This is a genomic window from Paenibacillus sp. 1-8 (assembly GCF_056316205.1).
This window is the reverse complement of the sequence record NZ_CM149995.1, coordinates 88081-112500: the sequence shown is the minus strand read 5'-3', so window position 1 is coordinate 112500 and position 24420 is coordinate 88081. Positions and strand designations below refer to the sequence as shown.

Sequence of the window (24420 nt, the reverse complement as noted above, 5' to 3'; positions counted from 1 at the left end):
GCCAGGCCTGAGAATGACGCCCGTCGGACAAATGAGATCTATGCCAAGGAACGACCTAAGGTCAATCCCTCGCCGTTAATATCAATTCTACTAGAAAAGTCGGGGGCTTTCCGTCTGTTCCCCAATTATATGCTAACGGGTCGTGTCGAGTATCAAGATAGAAAATCTTTTGTGAATATTGTCGCTTCTCCCAAATACTTTCGATCTGTTGCCGAGGAGGGTGATCTGGCGAGCACGACCGAAGATGCCATACGAGGGCAGCATCTGGGTAACCTCCCTGTACGTGTGATTGCCCGGGGCATCCAACAAGATTTGACTCAGTTCGGTATTAGTAAACGCGGAAATGATCAGATCGAACAAAGCTGGCAAATTGGACAGCGCGAGATGCTTAACATCTCTACAAACAGCAAATTTATTGTTGCCAAGAAGAGCGAGCATATGATTATCCATGATCAACCGGAGCTTGTCATCCAAGTAATCCGTGAACTCATCACCGACACCAGTCACTTTCAGTCAACCATGTCTAAAGCATACACAGATGATTAGGGACTTTATATGTTAATGACAGCATAAAAAAACAAAAGACGCCCGAGTTCCTTCTATATAAAGGAATCCGGGCGTCTTTGCTGTCTAACACTATTATACTTGATTGATCTTAGGACAAAATGGACTTATTTTCAGGTGATGCCTCTGCGACCTTGCGAAGAATCTGTCTCAGCACTTTAGCATTTTCCCCGATATAACCGGAATCAAGCAGCACATCGTGCGTACCGATGACTCCATACTCTTCGTATTGACCAAGCGTTGCCTGTTGCCATAGCAGTTTATCTGATGATGTCACCGGGCCAATACTATCGTCTTCTGCAACCAAGGCATGGATATTCGCCTGAACTCCACCTGCGTTAATAAGCTCATTGCGGTAGATGGAGTAAATCAACATTTTGTCTTTGACTCGCGCTCTGTCAGCTGGATCGGCGAGGAATGATTTGTACTGGTCTCCAATGCTGTCCAGCACCGTCTCGACAATCTCCTCAAGCTGCTCCGGTGTCGATTCATCCTTGGACATCTTTCTCATAGCATCCACCATAATAAGGTCGCTGACATGGTGACCTCGGCTTTCCATGGCTTTGGCCACCTCGAAGGCCAGATTTCCTCCAAGTGAGTATCCCAAGAAGACATATGGACCCTCAGCTTGAATATCCACGATGGCATCCATGTATCGATCCAGCATGTCTTGGCCCTGGAAACGATCGCCGATAAATTCTAGCCCGAACACCTCGCAATGTCCTTCCAGCTCCTTGGCCATCTCATAGTACCCCAGAGAGTAGCCTACCCGAGGAGGGAAGCAAAACACTTTAAGCGTTCCTTTCCCTGGGAAGTGGATAATTTCCATTTCTTCTTCATCAGGAGCGGCTGTTGCCCGCAGCTTGGATATTTCATGGGCCATTTGCTCAACAGTCGGAAGATTGAACACGAGTTGGAGCGGAAGCTGGACACCCATGCTAGACGAGATCTTCTGGATCAATCCCAATACTTTCAGGGAGTGGCCCCCAAGTTCGAAGAAATGATCTTTGACTCCGATTTCCTGTACGCCGAGTACCTCGGTCCAAATCTGCGCCAGTTCTACTTCTGTCTGCGTACGCGGCGGGATATACTCCGCTGTGCTCCGCAGGAGTGCTTCCGGTGCCGGCAGCGCTTTGCGATCCAATTTGCCATTCGGATTCAGCGGCATATGTGCCAACTGTACGAAAGCAGACGGAATCATGTAGCTCGGCAGCTCGCTGGCCAGTGCCTCGCGTAGTACGCCCGCTGCAAGCCCCTCTTCGGCCACAAAGTATGCACAAAGCTGAGTACTTCCAGTGGAATCAGCCAGTGCTAGAACAACCGCTTCCTGCACCGATGGTACCTTCAGAATTTGTGCTTCCACTTCTCCCAGCTCAATGCGGTAACCGCGGATTTTCACCTGGTGATCGATCCGCCCCAAATACTCAATATTCCCGTCTGGCAGCCATCGGGCCAAATCGCCCGTTCGGTAAATTCGTGCTCCCGGTTTGTACGGGTGAGGAATGAACTTCTCTGCCGTCAGGTCCGGCTGGTTGAAATACCCCCGCGCTACCCCTTCGCCTGCAATGCAGAGTTCTCCCGGTACACCCACCGGTGATACCTGAGAAGCGCTGTCCATCATCCATACTTGAACGTTAGCGTACGGTTTACCGATAGGTACATGCGTTAGAGCCGCAGTCTCAAGGCTCGTTGTATATCGGGTCGCATATACGGCCGCTTCGGTAGGACCATAGATGTTCTCCAGTACTGCGTATGGAGATACTTTATAGTACTCTTCTACAAGTTTGGCAGGCAGCGTCTCGCCGCAGGCAAACAGGTATTTCAGAGTAAGGAATCCTTGGGTGCCGCTTTCTTTCAAGTATTGAACGAGCACACTGAGCATCGACGGCACCAAATTGAGATGCGTGATACGGTTCGTATCCACGGCCTCTAGCAGTGCCATCGGGTCTTTGTCCACGCCTTGCGGCAGGATCACGAGAGTCCCCTGTCCAAAGAACCAGCAGAACAGCTCCGGCACGGAGAAGTCAAAGGTGAATGTCGTTTTGAGCAGGAAACGGTCGCCTGCCAACATCGGATATTCAGCTTCCAACTGACTCAGCGTATGGACGGCAGAGCGGTGTTCAATCATTACACCTTTCGGCTTGCCGGTTGAACCTGACGTGTAAATGGTATACGCCAGATGCTCCGGCCCCGCGATTGGCTCCAGATTCGAGTCATCCACATGATACGCCTGCGGGTCATCGAGTGCCAGGATCGTGCCAGTGAACGGAAAGCGATCTTTGAGATGGTTCTTCGTCAGCAGAAGCTTCGCTCCCGAATCCTCCAGCATGTGGCGAATACGATCTTCCGGGAATTCCGGATCAATCGGTACATACGCCCCGCCTGCTTTCAGAATGGCATGGATACCGATGATCATCTCAAGCGAGCGCTCAACCATGATGCCGACTGGTTGGTCCGGTCTGACCCCTTGGGCACGCAACGTACGTGCAAGGCGGTTCGCCTGCTGATGAAGTTCTCCATAGGTAAGCTTCGTTTCTCCGTAAACAAGTGCTGTACGATCCGGTGTGAGCGCTGCTTTTTCCTCAAATATACCGTGAAGGGTCTGCTCACGCGGATAAGGAGCTGCTGTATCGCCCCACACCTCTATTATCTGCGATTTCTCTTCCGGCGTGATCAGTTCCAGCTCATCAATGCGGATGGCAGGATGAACAGACACACTTTCCAGAATCTTCATTAAGTGTCCTTGAATCCGTTCCACGCTCTCCCGATCATAGACACAGGCATTGTAACGGTACAAGAACTCCAGATTACGGCCCGGCAGCACAATGAGGTTAAAATCATAATTCGTCTGTTCAAACATCTGAACATCCGTAATTTTGTATTCAGCCTCTTCACTGGCAATTTTCTCTTCCAGATGCTCTTCTACCGGATAATTCTCGAATACCATAATATGGGAAATCAAATCTTGCTTTTGTTCACTCTGTGCTTGAATCTCATAGAGCGGATAGGAATCATAAGCATGTCCTGCCAAATATAATTCCTGCTGTCTTTTCATCACATGGGAGAACGAATCGCTTCCCTCGGCCTGTACCCGAACCGGAACTGTATTAATGAAGAGACCGATCATGCTTTCGATACCCGGAATCTCGGCAGGTCTTCCCGATACCACACTTCCGAAAACGATATCCTGGCTTCTATTGTAGCGCTGCAGCACGACACCCCAAGCTGCTTGCATCAGCGTGTTCATCGTTACCTGGTGCTGCTTGGCCACTTGTTCCAGCCGCTCGGTCAGTTCCCGATCCAACTTGAATACCAGCTTCTCCGACACGTAGGCTTCCGCTTTTCCGAGTGGCTGTGCTGTCGCTTGCGGCAGCTTCGTCTGCTGTTCGTAGCCTTCCAGATACTCTCTCCAGTAGGAGGAAGCCTCTTCTTCACCTTGCTCCTCCAGCCATTGAATGTACTGGCTATACGATGCAGCAGCAAGTAGCTCAGGCTCCCTTTGCTCACGCAGAACGCCATATGTTTCAAACACTTCCTGAAGTACAAGAGGCATACCCCAGCCATCCAAAATGATGTGATGAGAGCTCCACAGCAGATGGTACGCCTCTTCTGCTGTGCGCAGAATAGCAACACGCAGCAATGCTTCTTCGGTAAGATCAAAGCCTCTTGCCTTGTCCTGAGCAGTATAAGCTGCAAGACGCGCTTCAATTTCAGCGGATTCCAACTCGTGCAGATCCTCGTATACGAAGTCACACGCTCTTTCTTTGAACACAATCTGTATAGGGAAATCGCCCCATCCGGCATGGAAATTCGTTCTCAATATGGCATGCCGTTTCATCAGATGTTTTAAGCTGCGTTTGAAATCCTCAGGATAGAAGGCTCCCTGAATTTCAAATTTGGCCTGCTCAAAGTAGACTTCCGAATGTGGCTCCAGCAAGCTGTGGAACAGCATTCCTTTTTGCATCGGTGTTAGTTTATACATATTTTCAATACTGCCGATATGGCGTGTCTGCTCTTCCAACTCCTCGATTTTTTCCAAGCTGATATCTTTGAGGAGTACATCGCTTGGTGTAAGCTCTATTCTTTCCTTGCGTACACAATGTCCAATGACTTCGCTGAGACGGTTCTTCAGAATACCAACAAACTTAGCCACTGACTCCCCGTGGAACTGCTGACGGTTATAGCTGACCGAAAGTTGAAGCTGTCCTTCGGCAATCAGTCCATTAATGTTCAATGCCTGATGCTGCACCATCTGCTCACTGACCTCAGATCCTACCGGGTAAGGCGATACCTCCATCGTTCCCTCTGCAAGATCCTGGTCAAACTGCCCCAGGTAGTTGAAGGTAATCTCCGGTTCTGCCGAGAAGGAGGAGACATCTGATACGTCGCTCAGATATTTCAAAATACCATATCCGACACCTTTGTTCGGAATACGACGCAAGCCTTCCTTGACGCGCTTGATTCTGGCGCCGATCTCCATTTCCTCTCCCATTTCAAGAGCGACAGGGTATTGGCTTGTAAACCAGCCCATTGTGCGAGTGATATCCAATTCCGGTACAATAGGCTCCCGTCCATGCCCTTCCAGAAGGATGCCTACACGTTCGATTCCCGTCCACTCGTGAACAGCCATACCGAGTGCCGTCAGGAGCAGATCGTTAACTTCCGTGTTGTAAGTGCGGTTCGCTTCTTTCAGGAACTGCTCTGTCTCTTCTGGCGACCATCTCACCGTGACAGCCTCGCTGTCTTTGATGAGAAGAGCGTCGTCTACGTTATTTTTTGGAAGAGGGGCGAAGCCATCTCCTTCTACTTTTGCCCAATAGCTGCGTTCTTGTTCAGCCGCCAGACTGTTCGCAAATTGTGTGATTCCCTCAACCCATGCACGATACGAATCCGTCTTCTGTGGAAGCTTGACTGCTTCTCCGCGTGCTGCCTGCTCGTAGCCTTCCTGCAGGTCCTCAAAGAGGATGCGCCAGGATACGCCATCCACAGCCAGATGATGAATAACGATCAATAGATGTTCGCCTTCCACACAGCGGAACAGACCCAGTCTAAAGAGAGGTCCATTCTCCAGAGAGATGCTGCGCTGAATGGCTTCCGAACCTGCTTCTATTGCTGAAGCCGGGTCTGTTTCATCCCGCAGATCGTGGATTTGGAGACTATAGAGCTCACCCTCACCCAAGCTCCGGTTCCAGGCTTCAAATCCTTGTTCTCCTTGGCGGAACACCAGTCGCAACGCATCATGATGCTCTGCAATTTTCCGAGCAACCTCGGCGAGCGCATCGGTATTGAAGCCATCCCGTCGGTACAACATGACCGACTGATTAAAGTGATGCAGATCCATCGACTGTTCATCGAAGAATCTGTGCTGGGCAGGTCCCAGTCTTACCGCTCCGTGCACCTCGCTTTGGTCCGCAATTCGGCTGACCACACTAACGCGCTGTGCCAGCTCTGCAATTGTCGGATAACCGAACAAATCCTTCATTTCAAGCTTATAGCCCGCTTGGAGAAGCCTTGAAGAGACTTGAATGGATTTGATCGAGTCACCTCCAAGCTCAAAGAAATTATCATGTATGCCGACAAGCGGCACGCCGAGTACACCTTGCCAGATTGAAGCCAAAATGTTCTCCACATCCGTCCGCGGAGCGGTAAAGTCTGCCCCCGCCTTTATACCCGAGTTCGGTTCAGGCAGTGCCTTGCGATCCAGCTTGCCATTCGGTGTCAAAGGCATCACGTCCAGTTGAACGAAGTAAGACGGAATCATATATGCAGGCATTCCGGCAGACAGTTCGTTTCTCAGCTCACTGACAGACATTTCCCGATCAGCTACGAAGTAGGCACACAGCGATTTCTGCCCTTGGGCATCTGCCCACGCAACAACGAGAGCTTCCTCGACAAGTGGAATATCCAGCAGCTTGGCCTCAATCTCACCAAGCTCAATACGATAGCCCCGGATTTTAACTTGATGGTCAATACGTCCAATGTACTCAATGTCTCCATTAGGAAGACGACGAGCTAAATCCCCGGTGCGATACATATTTCCTTCCGAAGCGAACGGATTTGTAATGAATTTATCTGCGGTAAGCTCAGGACGGTTCAGATATCCACGGGCTACCCCGTCCCCGGCGATGTACATTTCGCCCTCCACGCCTAACGGTACAAGGCGAAGCTGTTCATCCAGGATATGGATGTATATATTGTCTGCCGACAATCCAATCGGTACGGATTCACGTGTATCCTTCACAGGATCGTACAGGTGAATCATGCAGCCGACGACCGTTTCGGTTGGACCGTATTCATTGTAGATTTTGATGTTGCCGCCAAAGAGATCTGTGATGGTTTTCGACAAATGTGTGGTCAAATTCTCTCCACCCACAATGAGCTGCCGAATGCGACTTTCCGCTGGGATGGCCATATCTTTAATAAGACTGAGATGAGTCGGCGTCAGCTTGAGAATATCCACCGCATTTTCGCGCAAAATATGCTGTACAACCTCCGCTTTATCTATACCATCATAAATCCGCACTAAGCCTCCGTTAATTAATGGAGTAAAAATCGACGTCAGCGTCAGGTCAAACGAAATGGATGAATACAGCGGGAAATCCGTTGGTTTTCCAGCACAATAGACCTTATTGGCCCACCAGATGTAGTTCACGATCCCTTTGTGGTTAATCATGGTTCCCTTCGGATTTCCGGTTGTACCCGAGGTATAGATTAAATACACCAGATCGTTTCCTCCAACAGGAATATTGGGATTATCCACCTCGGTTCCGTAGATGTGCGGCGAATCCAATTCCATAACCGTTCCCTCAAAAGAGGCCAACTCCGTCAGGTGGCTCTGTGTGAGCAGAATTTCAGCGCCAGAATCCTTCAGAATATACTGAATCCGCTCCTGCGGATATTCAGGATCAATAGGCACATAGGCTCCGCCCGCTTTGAGCACACCCATGATAGCGACAAGCAGCTCTACAGACCGATCTGCCAACAGACCTACCACTTGTTCACTCCGTAGTCCTTGGTCTATCAAGGTCGAGGCCAGTCTGTTCGCCTGCTCGTTCAGCTCCCTATACGTGATCTGAGTGTTTCCGTTTACAGCCGCAATCTTATCAGGCGTACGGACAACCTGTTCTTCAAACAAGGTATGCAGACCCTGATCACTTGGATAGGTATGGGCCTTGCCGCCCCAGTCAAGCAGATTCATCCGTTCCTCAGATGTTACAATCTCCAGTTCCTGTATCGTCGCTTGCGGACGAGCAGCCACCTGATCGAGCATTTGCAACAAATGTCCTCCGATTCGCGCAATGCTTTCTTGCTCATAGACCAAAGCATTGTAGCGGATGCAGACCTTGATATCCTCGCCTGGAATCACAACCAGGTTAAAGTCATAGTTGGTTTGTTCAAACATGGTGAAGTTGGCGACTTCGAGATTGTCCTCATTTTGATTCCCCGATTGCTCCACCTGTTCGTCGAGCGGGTAATTTTCAAAGATCATAATATGAGAAATCAGGTCCTGCTTTTGGGTTGTTTTCCCCTGAATCTCATACAGTGGATAGGTGTCGTAAGCACGGCCTGCCAGCGATTGTGCCTGTGTACGTTTCATGACCTCGACAAAGGCTTCGTCTTTGGATGACTGCACACGGATAGGTACTGTATTAATGAACAGGCCCACCATATTTTCGATCCCTGCAATCTCAGCCGGTCTACCCGACACAACGCCGCCAAAAACCACATCCGAGCTGGCATTATAACGTTGAAGAATCAGTCCCCAGGCTGTCTGCATGAGTGTGTTGACGGTCACGTGATTTCGCTTCGCGACAACATCCATTTTACCGGTCAAGGCTGCACCCAGATGGAGAACATGCTCATTCAGAACATAGCCCGCTTCTTTGGCTTGTGATTTCGTTTTGCCTTCCGGCAATACGGTGTTCCCGTCATAGTCTTCGAGGTATTGGCTCCAATACGTTGAAGCTTCTTGATCATCCTGTGCGTCAAGCCACTCGATATAACGGCTATAGGGCTGAGCCGGCGGCAGGACAGGCTGTAATTGCTGTTTCTTGGCAGAATAATAATCGAACAGCTCCTGTGTAATGATCGGGATACACCAGCCATCCATGACAATATGGTGGAAGCTCCACAATACAAGACAGCTTTGATCCTTCTGCAAGACGGTCACTCGCATCAGCGAATCTTCTGACAAGCTGAATCCCTTAACCATATCTTCAGCCGTGTAAGCCTTGATCCGGGCTTCTTGTTCCTGCATAGATGCGTCGCGCAAATCTACGTAGTGCAGAGGGATTAACCGCTGCTTAAAGACAACTTGCAGCGGTACATCAGCAATGTTGTTGTAAAAGCCGGTACGTAGTATGGCATGTCGTTGCACCAAAGCCTGGAAGCTCTCGAAGAAGATATCTACATCGAAGCTGCCACGCAGCTCAAACGTTGCCTGTTCGAAGTATGAAGAGGAGTCCGGCTCCAGCAAGCTGTGAAACAGCATTCCCTTCTGCATTGGCGTCAGCTTGTACACATCCTCAATCTCTCCGATGTGGGCCGTCTGCGCCGTGAGTCGATCAAGCTGCTCCAATGTTAATCCCTGGAACAGAACGTCACTTGGCGTAAGCTGTGAACGCTCCTGAGCCACACAATGCCGAATGACCTCACTAAGGCTTGACTGCAATAATTCAGCAAAATGACTCACCGTCTCCTTACGATACTGCCTGCTGCTGTACGTAATCGTCAGTGATAGCTGGCCTTCGGCAATCATGCCATTCACATCCAGAGCATATTGCTGTGGTGTGAGATCGCTGAGCGCCTTACCAACTGAATGTGTGGATAGGCTAAGGGCATTACCCTCCAAATCCTGATCAAACTGCCCAAGATAATTGAAGGAAATCTCCGGCTCTGCGCCGAATCCGACACTTTTCTCCGGTGCCATATACTTCAGAAGACCGTAGCCGATTCCTTTGTGCGGAACCTCTCGCAAATTCTCCTTGATGCGCTTGATTCGCGCAGATACTTCCTGTCCGCCTTGCAGGTTCAGCAGAACCGGATACTGGGTTGTGAACCAGCCCACGGTACGGGTAATATCCAGGTCTGGTACGATCATTTCCCGTCCATGCCCTTCAAGATTGACCAAAATCCGCTCCATGCCTGTCCAGCTCTGAATGGCTGCCCCCAGAGCAGTCAAAAGCAAATCATTCGTCTCCGTATGATACGCCCGGTTCGCTTGTCGCAACAGCAGGTCTGTTTCCTGCGCAGACCACGTTACCGTAACCGATTCAGTATCCTGAATGGTGCCCGGCTTCTGATCCTCATCCTTCGGCAGTGGGGCCAAAATCGCCTCCTCGATCAGCTGCCAGTATGCACGCTCCTTGTCCAGAGCAGGCCCTGCTGCATACTTCGTCGCTTGCTCAGACCATACAAGATACGAATCGGTCTTTTGTGGAAGGACGATTGCTTGTCCATTCAACGCCTGCTCGTATCCCGCTGCAATGTCCTCAAACAGGATGCGCCAGGATACGCCGTCAACCAGGAGGTGATGAATGACAATCAACAAATGATCGCCATCGTCACAATGGAACAGGCCTAGCTTGAACAGTGGGCCGTCTTCCAAGTGAAAGCTTGCCTGGATGGCATCGGCTTGGGCCTGAACCGCAGCTGTCTGGTCTTCCGCCTGCCGCATATCAGCAATGTCCAATGTATAGAGCTCGCCTTCGTCCGTCCCACGATTCCAAGCTGTGTATCCAGCTTCTGTAGGCCGGAAAACCATGCGCAGCGCGTCATGATGGATCGCAATTTGGTCCATTGTCAACCGGAGTGCAGCCTCATCAAAACCGTCTTTCCGATAGAGCATAACGGCATGATTATAATGGTGCGGCTCCGCTGTATGGCGTTCAAAGAACCAGCGCTGAATTGGCATTAACTCTGCTGCACCTTTAATTTCACCCTGCTCTGCTGTACGTCCGGCTGCCTGAAGATACGGGCTTAGCTCGGCAATTGTCGGATATTTAAAGAGATCCTTCATCTCTAATTTATATCCTGCTTGGAACAATCTCGAGGACACTTGGATCGCCTTGATGGAGTCACCACCCAAATCGAAGAAATGATCATGGATGCCGACCTGCTGCGCTCCCAGCACACCTTGCCATACGGATGCCAAAGCTTCCTCAGCCTTCGTCCTTGGCGCTTCATAAACCGCTCCAGTCTGCACATTGGCCTCCGGAGCCGGAAGCGCTTTGCGATCCAGCTTACCATTTGGCGTCAAAGGCATCTGTTCCAATTGCATAAAGTAAGACGGAATCATATAAGCCGGCAGTTCAGCAGCCAAGGCTTTTCTCAACTCGCCTACTGTTAGCATCTGATCGGCAGTGAAATAGCCGACAAGCACTTTTTGTCCACTTCCATCCTCCCGGGCAAGCACAACGGCCTCCCTTACAGACGGAGCATGGAGCAGCTTCGCTTCCACTTCGCCCAGCTCGATGCGGTAACCCCGGATTTTAACCTGATGGTCAATCCGTCCCAAATACTCCATGCTGCCATCAGGCAACCAGCGTGCCAGGTCACCCGAGCGGTACATACGCTCGCCCGCTTCAAACGGGTGAGCGACAAACTTCTCTTCCGTCAATTCCGGTCGGTTCAGATAGCCGCGCGCCAGGCCTACGCCCGCCACGTAAAGTTCACCCGGAATGCCAATCGGCTGTGGACGGCGTTGTTCATCCAAAATGTACGCACGCAGCGTCGGAATCGTGGTGCCGATATTGCTGCGGCCCTGTTCAATTTCCAGCTCTGTAATTTCCTTGTATGTTACATGCACGGTCGTTTCGGTAATGCCGTACATGTTGATGAGCTGCACTTGCGGGTACTTCGTTCTCCAGTCCTTGAGCAAGGCCGGGCTTAATGCCTCTCCACCGAAGATGATCATGCGGAGGCTCAGTTCTGCCGTGTGATGACCAAGCTCTTCCTGTAGCAACTGGTAGAAGTAGGTCGGCGTCTGGTTCAAAACGGTGACCTTCTGGTCTTTCAGCAATTGCAGGAAACGATCCGGACTCTTCGCGGTAAGCGATGGAACGATGACCAATCGTCCTCCGTTCAGCAATGCCCCGTACATTTCCCATACGGAGAAGTCAAAGCAGAACGAATGGAAGAGTGTCCACGTATCCTGAGGACCGAAATCAAATAGATTTTTATCATTAAAGAGCAGGCGAACTACATTTTTGTGCTCGATCAGCGTTCCCTTTGGCTTGCCTGTCGTACCCGATGTGTAGATGACGTAGGCAAGATGCTCCGGTCCGGCTACAGGCTCCAGGTTAGAGACATCCTTCTTGTAGGAAGCCGTCTCGTCCAGACTTACGATGTCCCCGGCGAAGGAGACACGTTGTTCCAGATGCGCTTGTGTCAACAGCAGCTTGGCTCCCGAATCCTCAAGCATAAAGCGAATGCGGTCCTCTGGATATTCAGGGTCTACAGGGACATAGGCCCCGCCTGCCTTCAAGATGGCTAAAATCCCGACCACCATTTCAAGGGAACGATCCGCCATGATTCCAGCCAAACCGTCTGGTTGCAGACCACGCTCCCTCAGCGTTCTGGCAAGTCCGTTGGCCCGCTCATTCAGCTCGCTATAGGACAGGGCTGCATCTTCACAAACAACTGCCACTGCGTTTGGAGTACGGGCAGCCTGTTCCTCGAACAGCGTATGAATCGTCTTGTCACGAGGATAATCTGCTTTCGCTTCGTCTGTATCCTTCATCAGCCTTGATTTTTCCTCAGGTGTCACGATATCAAGGGATGACAACGGCATTGCCGGATTGGCAGTTGCTTCCCGAATAAGCTGTACAAAATGGCCCGCCATCCGCTCAGCAGTCTCTCGCTTGTAGATCGCAGTCGCATACTCAAGTGTGCAGTTCAGTGCTCCGTCCGCTTCACTCACGGTCAGCGTGAGATCGAACTTGGCAGACGGATGTACATGATCGTAAGGAGTGAAACGCAGTCCCTCTATTTCTTGTTCTCCCTGCTCGATATTTTGCAGGACAAACATGGTATCAAATAGCGGGTTGCGGCTCAGGTCACGTTGAAGCTCCAGCTTTTCTACCAGCTCCTCGAACGGATAATCCTGGTTTTCATAGGCCCGCAGCGCTGTTTCCTTCACTTCCTGCAAATAAGCCTCGAAAGACTTCTCCCCTTCCGGATAAGTACGTAGTGCCACTGTGCCGACGAACATACCGATGAGGCCTTCGAGTGTGGCATGGGATCTTCCCGCCACAGGTGAACCGACAATGACATCTTCCTGACCTGTGTACTTGTGCAAGAGCGCTGTATAGGCTGCCAGCAGTACCATGAACAGAGTAGAACCTGTTTGGGTAGCCAGCTCCTGGAGTGAACCGCTCAGAGAAGAATCAATATGGAAGTCGATCCGATCCCCCGCAAAGCTTCGCACCGCAGGACGGACTTCATCTCCCGGCAAATCCAGCACTGGCAAGCTTCCGCGGAATGCATCCAGCCAGTAAGCTTCCTGGGCTTTGAGACGTTCGCTTCCGAGTTGCTCTTGCTGCCATACGGCATAGTCTGTGTACTGGATCTGTAGCACAGGTAATAAGTCCTCCTCTTGATAGAAGCGGAGAAACTCTTCTATGAGAATATTCATAGAAACCCCATCGGAGACAATATGATGCATGTCAAACAACAGTAAGTGGCGCTCATGCGCAATTCGGATGAGGCCGACCCGCAGCAATGGAGCCTCGCCAAGATCAAAAGGACGGACAAATTGCTGAAGGGTAGCTCCTGCCTCTTCCTCGCTCAACTCCGCATATTCCACAGTAAACGGAACATCCGTCAGGAGCTGCTGTACAGGCTCACCGTTAATGGTCACAAAACGGGTACGCAGCGAACCATGGCGATGAATCAGACGACGGAATGCCTGCCCCAGCCGTTCCCGATCCAGGGCCCCCTCAACCGTAAGGATACCCGGCATATTGTAGCTCAGCTCTCCACCTTCCAGCTGACTTAGAATAAACAGCCGTTTTTGAGCTGAGGACAATGGGTAGTGCTCACGCACGCCCGCTGTGGGAATTTCTTCAAATTCCAGCGGTGTATAGCCTTCAATGGCATGAGCCAAGCCTTCAATGGTAGGAGACTCGAACACTTCTCTCAGACTAATTTCGCGATTCATTTCCTTGCGAATTCGTGAGACTAGCAGGGCTGCACGCAGTGAATGACCTCCAAAATGGAAGAAATTATCCTTCACTCCCGCGTTCTCTACACCCAACACTTCTTGCCAAATTTCAGCTAATTGAATTTCCACAGGTGTCTTCGGAGCAACAGATGAAGCAGCTACCCATCCGTGTTCTCCCTGCAACGCTTTTCGATCGATTTTTCCGTTCGACGTCAGAGGCATATCCTCCAGTTGTATGAAGCGGGAAGGGATCATATATCCAGGTAACATCTCCGACAGAACTGTCCGGAGCTCGGATACCTCAAGTTTCTGAGCGGCTACGAAGTAAACGACCAGATCCTTCTGACCGTCATCGCCTTCCACAGCCATGACCACGACTTCCTGTACGGACTGCACTCTGAGCATTTGTGCTTCTACCTCGCCAAGCTCGATCCGGTAGCCGCGGATTTTGACTTGGTGATCTATTCGGCCCAAGTACTCGATGGTACCATTTGGTAACCAGCGAACCAAGTCACCCGTCCGGTACATACGCTCCCCTGGAGTAAACGGATTTTCCACGAACTTCTCATCCATTAACGCAGGTCGGTTATGATACCCCCGCGCTAACCCGATACCCGAAACGCAGAGCTCTCCAGCTACGCCGACAGGCAACAATCTGAAATGATCATCCAAGATATACACACTATGGTTAGCAATAGGTTGACCAATGGATACAATTTCCGTTGTTTCCTCGCTGTCCGGGGCAGACCAGATTGTGGTGCATACGGAGTCCTCCGTTGGGCCATAGCCATTGGAGTATTGTACATGCTTCCTCCACTTTTCGATCAACTCGACAGATGCGGCAGATCCGGCGGTAAGCAGGCATCGCAGTGCTGGCAGGCGCTCCGGCTCAAGGTGGATAGCATAAGCTGGTGGCAGCGTCGCTATCGTAATCCCCTTGTCGTTTATGAACTGCTCAAACAAGGCATAATCCAAAATGTCTTGTGTAGAAGGGATGCACAGAGCAGCCCCTTGGCTTAGTGCCGTTAAAATTTCCGAAACCGATGCATCGAACGACAGGCTTGCAAACTGAACGATCCGATCCCGCGGTGTAACTTCGAAGTGTGCCCCATATACGTCCGAAAGATTTTGCAGTCCCCGATGTTCAACTAATACGCCCTTAGGCTGACCCGTCGTACCTGAAGTATAGATCACGTAAGCCAGATCATCCGGACCAGCAGTATCCTCCAAATTCGAGGTGTCGGCATCATAGGTCGATGGTTCATCCAGCAACAAAACATTTTCCGTCCAGCCAAGATGCTCCAGGAGACGGGCCTGTGTAAGGATCAGCTTCGCCCCGGAATCTTCAAGCATGTAACTGATTCGTTCTTTCGGATACTCTGGATCAATGGGAACATAAGCACCTCCGGCTTTCATAATGCCGTAGATTCCAACGATCATTTCGGGCGACCGTTCAGCAATCAGTCCCACCAGATCTCCCGTCTGGATTCCCTGAGTACGCAGCTTTCTTGCCACTCCGTTGGCTTTTGCATTGAGCTCGGCATAGGTCAGCATCTCGTCCTCGAACAAAATGGCAGTCGCGTCTGGCGTTCGTCCCGCCTGTTCCTCCAACAGCCCGTGGAACGTGCTACAGTGCTCGTAACTGACTTTCGTGTTTCCCCATACGTTCAGAATCTGCTCTCTCTCCTGCGGCGTGACCAATTCCAGAGCATCCACGGAAATGGCAGGGTTCTCTACAATTTGTTCCATGAGGTGAACCAGATGTCCCTTGATTTGCTCAATCGTCATTTGATCATAGACGAGCGCATTGTATTGGAAAAGCAATCTCATCTCTTCGCCAGGGAGGATAATTAAATTAAAATCGTAATTCGTTTGCTCCAGAAGCTCAGCGTCCTCAATCTCAAAGTCAGCCTCGCCACCACCCAGACGCTCTACCTCCTCCTCAACAGGATAGTTCTCAAATACCATAATATGTGAGATTAAATCCTGTTTCTGATCGGTCTGAGCCTGAATCTCAAACAGCGGGTAGGTGTCGTACATATGAGAAGTCATAAATTGTTCCTGCTGCTGCTTCATCAGAATGGAGAAGGGGAGATTTTCCTCCGTCTTCACACGCACTGGAATCGTATTGATGAACAAACCGATCATTCGATCAATGCCCGGAATTTCTGCCGGTCTGCCAGATACTACACTTCCGTATACGACATCCCGGCTACCGTTATAGCGTTGAAGTGCAATGCCCCAGATGGATTGCAGCAATATATTCATCGTGACATGAGCATCTCTGGCTACCTTTTCCAGACGTCCGGTTAATTCCTTGCCCAGGATGTAATTTTGCTTTTCTGATACATACCCTTCCCCTTTACTTGTTTCCCCGACCTGAGGTAAAAGCGTCTGTTGCTCGTAACCGGCCAGATATCGACTCCAATAGTTGGACGCAGCTGCTTCATCCTGCTTTTCCAGCCATTCAATGTATCGACTGTACGGCTGAACCTCTGCCAACTCAGGTTCTCTTCCTTCCAGGAGGGCAAAATAATGTTCAAACACCTCCTGCGTAATTAACGGAACACACCATCCATCCATGACGATGTGGTGAAAGCTCCATAAGAGACGGAAGCTATCTTCACCTGTGCACAAAATCGAAACACGGAGAAGCTCATCTTCGGATAGGTTGAAGCCCTGTGCTTTGTCTTTTACAGCAAATGTCTGCAAGTAAGCTTCGCGCTGCGATGCGTTCATCTCCCGCAGGTCTTCATATACCAGTTTGGCGCCCCTGTGCCGAAAAACAACCTGTAAAGGCTCGCTGCCCCATCCGCTATAAAAGTTCGTGCGCAGGATGGCATGCCGCTCCACCAATGCATCCAGACTGTGTCCAAAGGCTGCCGGATCAAACCCACCCTTAAAGTCAAAGGCAGCCTGCTCAAAATAGGCACCTGTATGCGGCTCAAACATATCATGAAACAGCATACCCTTCTGCATCGGCGTCAGACTGTATACATTCTCAATATCGCCTATGTGGCTGGTCTGCTTAGAAAGCTCTTCCAGGTCGGCAATGCTTAGACCCTTCGCAAGCACGTCGCTTGGTGTCAATACGGTTCTTTCCTGGGTTACGCAATGGTGGAGAAGCTGCCGCAAGCTCTCTTCAATATATCCAGCGAGCTGTTCCATCGTAGATGACTTATACTGTTTTCCGTTATAAGTAATCGTCAGAGACAGGGCTCCGTCCGTCACCATGCCATTGATATCTAGCGTATAGGCCGGTTCCTCCAACAAGCTTTGCGCGCTTCCGGTCGGATAAGGAGAAATCTGCAACGAGCTTCCCTGCAAATCCTGATCAAATTGCCCCAGATAGTTAAAAGAAATCTCAGGCTGCAAGCTGAAGCTGTCTGCGTCCACCTGACTTGCCATGGTTTTGAGTACCCCGTATCCGATGCCTTTGTTCGGAATTCGGCGCAGCCCTTCTTTTACAGACTTGATCAAGGCTGCCTCTTCCAGGTTATCCCCCAAGTCTAAAATCACCGGATATTGACTTGTAAACCAGCCGACGGTACGGGTGATGTCGATATTCGGTATAATCGGCTCACGACCGTGTCCTTCCAGATTCACAGCAACCTTTCCGATGCCAGACCATTTGGATACCGCCATGCCCAGAGCAGTCAATAGCAGATCATTCGTCTCCGTTTGATAAGCGCGGTGGGCTTTTCTCAACAGTTGGTCGGTTTCTTCTACAGTCCATTGTGCTGTTACCACTTCGCTATCCCGTAAAAGGAGGCTTTCTACAGCTGTATCCTTCGGCAACTGCTCGAGCTGCTGGCCTTCCATGTTTCTCCAATACGCCTGATGAATTTCGATTTCCGGGCTTTCCGAATAACGGAAAAGAGCATCACCCCAGTCACGGAAGGCGTCCGTCTTCTGCGGGAATGTCAGCACTTGTCCTTGAGTCACCTGTTCATAGCCTGCTCCGATATCCTCAAACAAAATCCGCCAGGATACTCCGTCCACCACCAAATGGTGGATCACGATCAGGAGATGGTCTCCATCCTGACAATGGAAAAGTCCTAACTTCAGCAGCGGACCCTCTGCCAGATTGATGCTGCGCTGAATGTCGTCCGACAACACTGTAATGGCTGCGACCGGATTGGATTCATTCCGTAAATCAGCGGTAAGCAGGCTATAAAGCTCTCCTTCTTCAAGATCACGATTCCAAGCCTCGTAGCCATGCTCTGTCTGACGAAAAACCATGCGAAGGGCGTCATGATGCTCAGCGAGTTTTCTCAGCACCTGATGCAAGGCCTTTTCCTCAAACCCCTGTTCACGATACAGCATAACCGCTTGATTGAAGTGATGAGGCTCTGCCTGCTTCCGTCCAAAGAACCACTGTTGGACTGGAGTCAAGCGAGTCGCTCCACGCACAACTCCCTGTTCAGCCATATGCACAGACGTTTGTATTTGCGCGCTTAGCTCCGCAATGGTTGGAGATTTGAACAGCTCCTTCATCTCTAAGCGATAACCAGCCTGTAGTAGCCGAGACGAAACCTGAATAGCCTTAATGGAGTCTCCTCCCAATTCAAAGAAATTGTCATGGATACCCACCTGTTCGGCACCCAGTACCCCTTGCCAAACAGACGCCAAGGCTTCTTCGGCCGGTGTACGGGGAGCCGTGTACTTCCGTCCCGTATGTGCACCCACTTGAGGAGCCGGCAGAGACCTGCGGTCCACTTTTCCGTTCGACGTTAATGGCATACGATCCAGCTGCACAAAATAGGACGGGATCATATAACTCGGAAGCACTTGCGACAGGGCAAGACGCACTTCGCCTGCCGTGAGCATACGATCCGCCACATAATAAGCGCAAAGCTGCTTCTCTCCAAGCTCATCCGCGCGGACGACTACTACGGCGTCGATGACCGCCTCCACCTTGGCCAGTTGGGCATCTATTTCGGGGAGTTCGATGCGGTAACCGCGTATTTTGACCTGTTCATCAATTCTTCCCTTAAATTCCAGATTGCCATCCGCAAGCCAGCGTACCAGATCGCCCGTTCGGTAGCAGAGCTCTCCATCCTTCACAGGACTAGGGACAAATTTTTCTGCCGTGAGATCAGGGCGATTGAGATATCCGCGCGCTACACCTTCACCGCCGACAATCAGTTCGCCCCAAGCTCCAATAGGTTGCAATTGAAGCGATCCATTGACCACATAAGCGGTCGAATTACTAATGGGGCGACCAATCGGCACCACCCCTTCAGCACGACCCGGAATCTTGTAGGTGGTGGAGAAGGTCGTATTCTCTGTCGGACCATAGCAATTGATAGGGACAAGATCAGGATTGGCCTCTATCACACGGTTCATATGAGATACGGACAGTACGTCACCACCGACGAACAATGTTTTTAGCCCTCTAAACAGGTACTCATCCTGCAGTGAAAGCTGATTAAAAAGCGGTGAAGTAAGCCACAATGTCGTAATCCCATACTTGGCAATAGCCGCTTTGAGCCTATCAGCAATCAGGATGTCGTCGTTCTCCACGAAATAGAGCTGTCCGCCGTTAAGCAACGCCCCCCATATCTCGAAAGTGGAAGCATCGAAGGCCACCGCTCCTGTTTGCAAAATTCGGGTGGATTCATTCAGCTCCACATAATTGGTTTCCTTGACCAGACGAACCACGTTCCGGTGTTCAACCATAACACCCTTCGGTCTACCCGTCGTACCCGAAGTATAGATGACATAAGCGAGTCCCTGCGATCCATGGACAGCCTCCTCCGACTGACCGAGTTCATCTGCATAAGCCTCTTCACTGCTGAGGTCCACAATCGGTAGACCGTAGTCTACACTTACAAACTCACCCTTTTGCACCAATAGTAGCTTGGCACCGGAATCATTGAGCATATAGCGAACCCGATCCTCAGGGTATTCGGGATCAATAGGCACATAGGCTCCACCCGCCTGGAGCACCGCAAGCATACCAATAACCATCTCGATGCTTCGTCCGCCCATCACGGCCACAGGCTGCTCCCTCAACGTTCCCAAACGACGCAGCGTTTGGGCTAGCCGCCCCGCCTTCTCTTCCAATTCGAGATAGGTTAGCCGAACATCGCCGAATACAAGCGCCGTCTGTTCCGGTGTACGCTTGACTTGCTCTGCGAACAGCTCGTGAATAGTCTTGTCCCTTGGATAAGGAGCCGATGTCGCGTTAAATACTTCAACGATCTGTACTTTCTCCTCAGGTGTGATCATTTCAATCTCGGCCAGTTGCAACTGAGGATTGGCTGCGACTGCGTGCAGAACCCGGAGCAAGTGCGTTGCAAGTCGCTCTACACTATCACGCCGATATAAAGCCGTACTATACTCGAGGCCAAAGGCTAGTTCTGCTCCCTGCTCCTCTACATTGAGTGACAGGTCAAATTTGGCTGTAACGGTCTCCAGCGGGTAAGGAGTAAAGCGCAGTCCATCCATTTCCTGCTCTTCCTGCTCCGTATTTTGCAATACCAACAGGGTGTCAAAAAGTGGATTGCGGCTGACATCACGTCCTACACCCAGCTTCTCAATCAGTTTCTCCAATGGATAGTCCTGATGCTCGAATGCCTTGAGCGCCGTTTCCTTGATTTCGAGGAGATAATCCTGAAAGGTCTTATCTCCCGCCGGGTAGCTGCGCATACCCAGTGTATTGACGAACATCCCGATGATGCCCTCAAGCTCCGCTTGCGGTCTTCCGGCCACCGGAGAACCTACGATGATGTCCTCCTGCCCCGTATATTTGTGCAGCAGCACCGAATAAGCAGCCAGCAATACCATATACAGCGTAGTACCTGTACGGGATGCAAGCTCTTGTAATGCCTTATTGCCGGACGCATCCAATGTAAAATCAATTCGGCTACCCTCGAAGCTGCGAACAGAAGGTCTTTGATAATCCGTCGGCAAATCAAGTACAGGCAGTTCCCCTTCAAAAGCCTGCAGCCAGTACGCTTCATGCTCTTGCCATTGGTTCTCTGAATGCTCCCGTTGCCATACAGCATAATCCTTGTACTGGATGTGCAGCTCTGGCAGCTGTTCCCCTTGATACAATGAGGTGAGTTCTTCCACCAGTATTTGAATGGAAACCCCATCCGAAATGATATGGTGCATATCAAACAGCAACAGATGACGTTCCTCATGTAGCTTCACCAAGCCAACACGCAGTAATGGAGCCTGACTAAGATCAAAGGCACGGATAAAGCTGCGTACGAGCGTATCCGCCTCCTCCACCGAAGCTTCAGTGTAGTCCAACGCGAATGACACATCCCTATGCACACGCTGAACGAGCTCTCCATCCTGCATATAGAAGCCGGTTCTCAGGGATTCGTGACGCTGGATCAGCGTCTGGAACGCAGATTCCAGACGAGCGCGATCCAATGGCCCGTCCACTGTGAATGCCCCAGGCATATTGTAGCTGAGCTCTCCCCCGTCCATTTGTCTCAACACATATAACCGCTTCTGCGCTGAGGACACAGGGTAAGCTTCGCTTTCCTCCGCCTGTGGAATGGATTCATACACGGTTGGAATGCGTTCCTTCATCAGTCGCGCCAGGGACTCAACCGTAGGCGACTGAAACACTTCACGCAGCGAAATGCTGCATCCGAGCTCTTTTTGAATCCGTGAAACGAGCAGTGTCGCCCGCAAAGAGTGACCACCAATTTCAAAGAAATTATCTCTGACGCCCACGCGGGCAACTCCCAAAATATCCTGCCAGATTAGCGCTAGCTGGGCTTCCGCAGCAGTTCTCGGAGCCAAATAATCCTCGCTGGATTGTGTACTACCCTCAGGAGCTGGCAGAGCGCGACGATCCAGCTTGCCATTTGGCGTAAGCGGCATTTGCTCCAGCCGGACAAAATAAGAAGGGATCATATAAGCTGGTAGTTCCGCCGCTAACTGAGACCTTAATTCGCCTGGCGAAAGGTCGGTAGTGGCTACGTAGTAGGCGCACAGCAATTTTTGACCCTGTTCGTCGTCCCTTGCGAGGACAATCGTCTCCCTTACGCTCGAAGCCTTGAGAATTTGCGCTTCTACCTCGCCAAGCTCAATTCGGTAGCCGCGAATTTTGACCTGATGGTCGATCCGGCCCAAATATTCGATATTACCATCAGGCAACCAGCGAGCCAGATCCCCAGTACGGTACATGCGCTCTCCCGCCCGAAACGGATGCTCAACGAATTTCTCGGCCGTCAACTCTGGACGGTTCAAATACCCTCGGGCAAGACCGTCGCCCGCGATATATAGCTCCCCTGGGACCCCGACAGGCTGTAGGCGTCTTTGCTCATCAAAAATGTAAGCGCTAAGTGTCGGAATCGTTTTGCCAATATTGCTTTTCCCCGCTTCAATCTCATGTTCCGTGATTTCCTTGTAGGTGACATGGACCGTTGTTTCCGTAATACCGTACATATTAATCAGCTGTACATCAGGATACTTGACCCGCCAGTTTCTCAGAAGAGATGGGCTTAAGGCCTCTCCACCAAAAATGATTTTTCTAAGGCTAAGCTCTGTCGAAGAGTGGGCTAATTCTTCCTGTATCACCTGATAAAAGTACGTCGGCGTCTGATTCAAAATGGTGACTTTGTTGTCTTTCAACAACTCCACGAAAGCTGCTGGACTCTTGGCTGTGAGAGACGGAACAATCACCAATTTTCCTCCGTAAAGAAGGGCTCCATACATCTCCCAAACGGAGAAATCGAAGCAGAACGAATGAAATAGCGTCCACGTATCCTGAGCACTGAAATCAAATAAATTTTGATCGTTAAAGAGCAGTCGAACTACATTTTTATGCTCAATCAGCGTTCCCTTCGGCTTGCCGGTTGTACCCGACGTGTAGATAACATAGGCCAGGTTGCCGGGTCCCGAAATGCTCTCCAGATTTGAAGCGTCTCCTGTATACGATGCAGCTTCGTCCAGATTCACAAGCTTTCCGTCAAAAGTAGTGCACTCCCATAGATGGCTTTGGGTGAGCAACAGATGGACTCCCGAATCCTCCAGCATATAATGGATACGTTCTTCGGGATAATCGGGATCAATCGGTACATAGGCACCTCCTGCTTTCAAAATGGCCAACATGCCGATGATCATCTCCAAGGAACGGTCAGCCATGATCCCTACGAGCGTATCTGCTCCTACTCCCTCGGAGCGCAAATATCTCGCAAGCTGGTTAGCCTGCTCGTTTAGAGCTCGGTATGTAATGCACTGCTCGCCCATCTGAACGGCAACATGATCGGGCGTGCGCTCGGCTTGTTCTTCGAATAAGCCATGAATTGTCTTTTCACGCGGATAATCAGCTACAATTCCTTCCGAGAGAGCCAAAATGGATTGCTCATCTGCTTCTCCCAGCAGGGTTACCTCTGCGATGGAAAGCTGCGGTGTATGAATAATCTGCTCGGCGATCGTAAGCAACTGGGAGACCATGTCCGTTACTTCGCTGCGTTCAAACAGCTTTGCCCGGTAATCGACATCCAGTACCAGCTCGCCTTCATCCAGGATCTCCACGATATGAAGCACAAAATCATTCACTTCGTCGCCGCAGAAATCATAATCCGTCAAAATGCGCACGTCTTCCAGGTCAACCCAATTGATAAGTCGGTATTCCATGGAAACGCCAAAAAGACGCTGAATATCCTTGTTGCCATGCATTTCTCTTAGATCCTGGATTAACTGATTGTATGGATATTTCTGATGCCGCAGGATTGACAGCTGATCCCTGGCTACATCCTGCAGAAAGCTCAATACATCCATGTCCTTTTCGACGTATGTTCTGGCGGCAGCCGTACTAACGAACATACCGATCTTTTGCTTCTCTTTTTTGTTCCCCCGGTTAGCGAACGAAGTACCAATCACCACATCCGGCTGATTCGTCACTTTGTGTATGTAGATATACATCACACCCATGAAGAACTGAAACAGGGAAATCCTGTTCTGCTGGCAAAATGCCTGTAGCTCATGATAAAGCACCTCTGGTACGGTAAAATGCTCCCGAACGGCTTGGGTGCTTAGAGATAACGGATTATATGACTTCCAACCCGTAAGCTCAGGCAAATCAGAAAATTTATCCAGCCAGTATGCCTTATCCTTTTGGTATCTGTCAGAAAGTTCATATGCGTTCTCTTCTGCAATATATTGAATATAAGAGCAATCATCATTCAGTGTGGGTTCATTTCCTTGAATGATTTGCATGTAAAACTCGGTCAACTGATTGCCATAGATCACCATTGAGATCCCGTCAGAAATAATATGGTGCATCTTGGTATTAATCCAATACTCTTCCTCGCTAATCTTCACAATCAAAAACTGGAATAGCTCAGAATCCAGCAGTGGCAAGGGTTTCCTCTTGTGCTGCTCAAGTAAGGCTTCCACCTCAGATATATTTTCATAATGGGTAAGATCCAGGTATTCCAACTGTCTCTCTTCATAAGGAACGACATACTGCTGGGGCACTCCATCCACTGAGGTAATACGAATGCGGAACGCATCATATTGTTTGATTATCAAATGAATGGACTTCATGAAAGCAGCAATATGGATACGACCCTTCATCTTGGCTGTACCGGAAAGCTGTGACACTGACGTATCTGGATAGAGTAATTCGGTATACCATATACGCTTCTGCGCATTTGTTAAATCATATAACTGCATGTCATTCATCTCGTTCACTCCTATTCCGTGATGTGATTGTCCTC

The 24420-nt window shown here is 50.3% G+C and carries 2 protein-coding genes (1 of these 2 only partly in view); one reads left to right on the top strand and one right to left on the bottom strand.

Features of this window, described 5'->3' with window-relative positions; translation table 11 throughout:
* Positions 1-546, top strand: partial view of an alpha/beta hydrolase gene (locus AC0WRU_RS00420; RefSeq protein WP_476126813.1) — the 3' portion only. 489 nt of this gene lie to the left of the window's left edge; only the last 546 of its 1035 coding nucleotides appear in the window; its start codon lies beyond the left edge, outside the window; its stop codon occupies positions 544-546.
* Positions 547-655: 109 nt separating this feature from the next.
* Here AC0WRU_RS00420 and AC0WRU_RS00415 read toward each other — a convergent pair whose 3' ends face one another.
* Positions 656-24385 carry a non-ribosomal peptide synthase/polyketide synthase gene (locus tag AC0WRU_RS00415; RefSeq protein ID WP_476126812.1) on the bottom strand — a complete coding sequence of 7910 codons (23730 nt, stop codon included), beginning with the start codon at positions 24383-24385 and terminating at the stop codon, positions 656-658.
* Between the last annotated feature and the right edge of the window lie 35 nt (positions 24386-24420).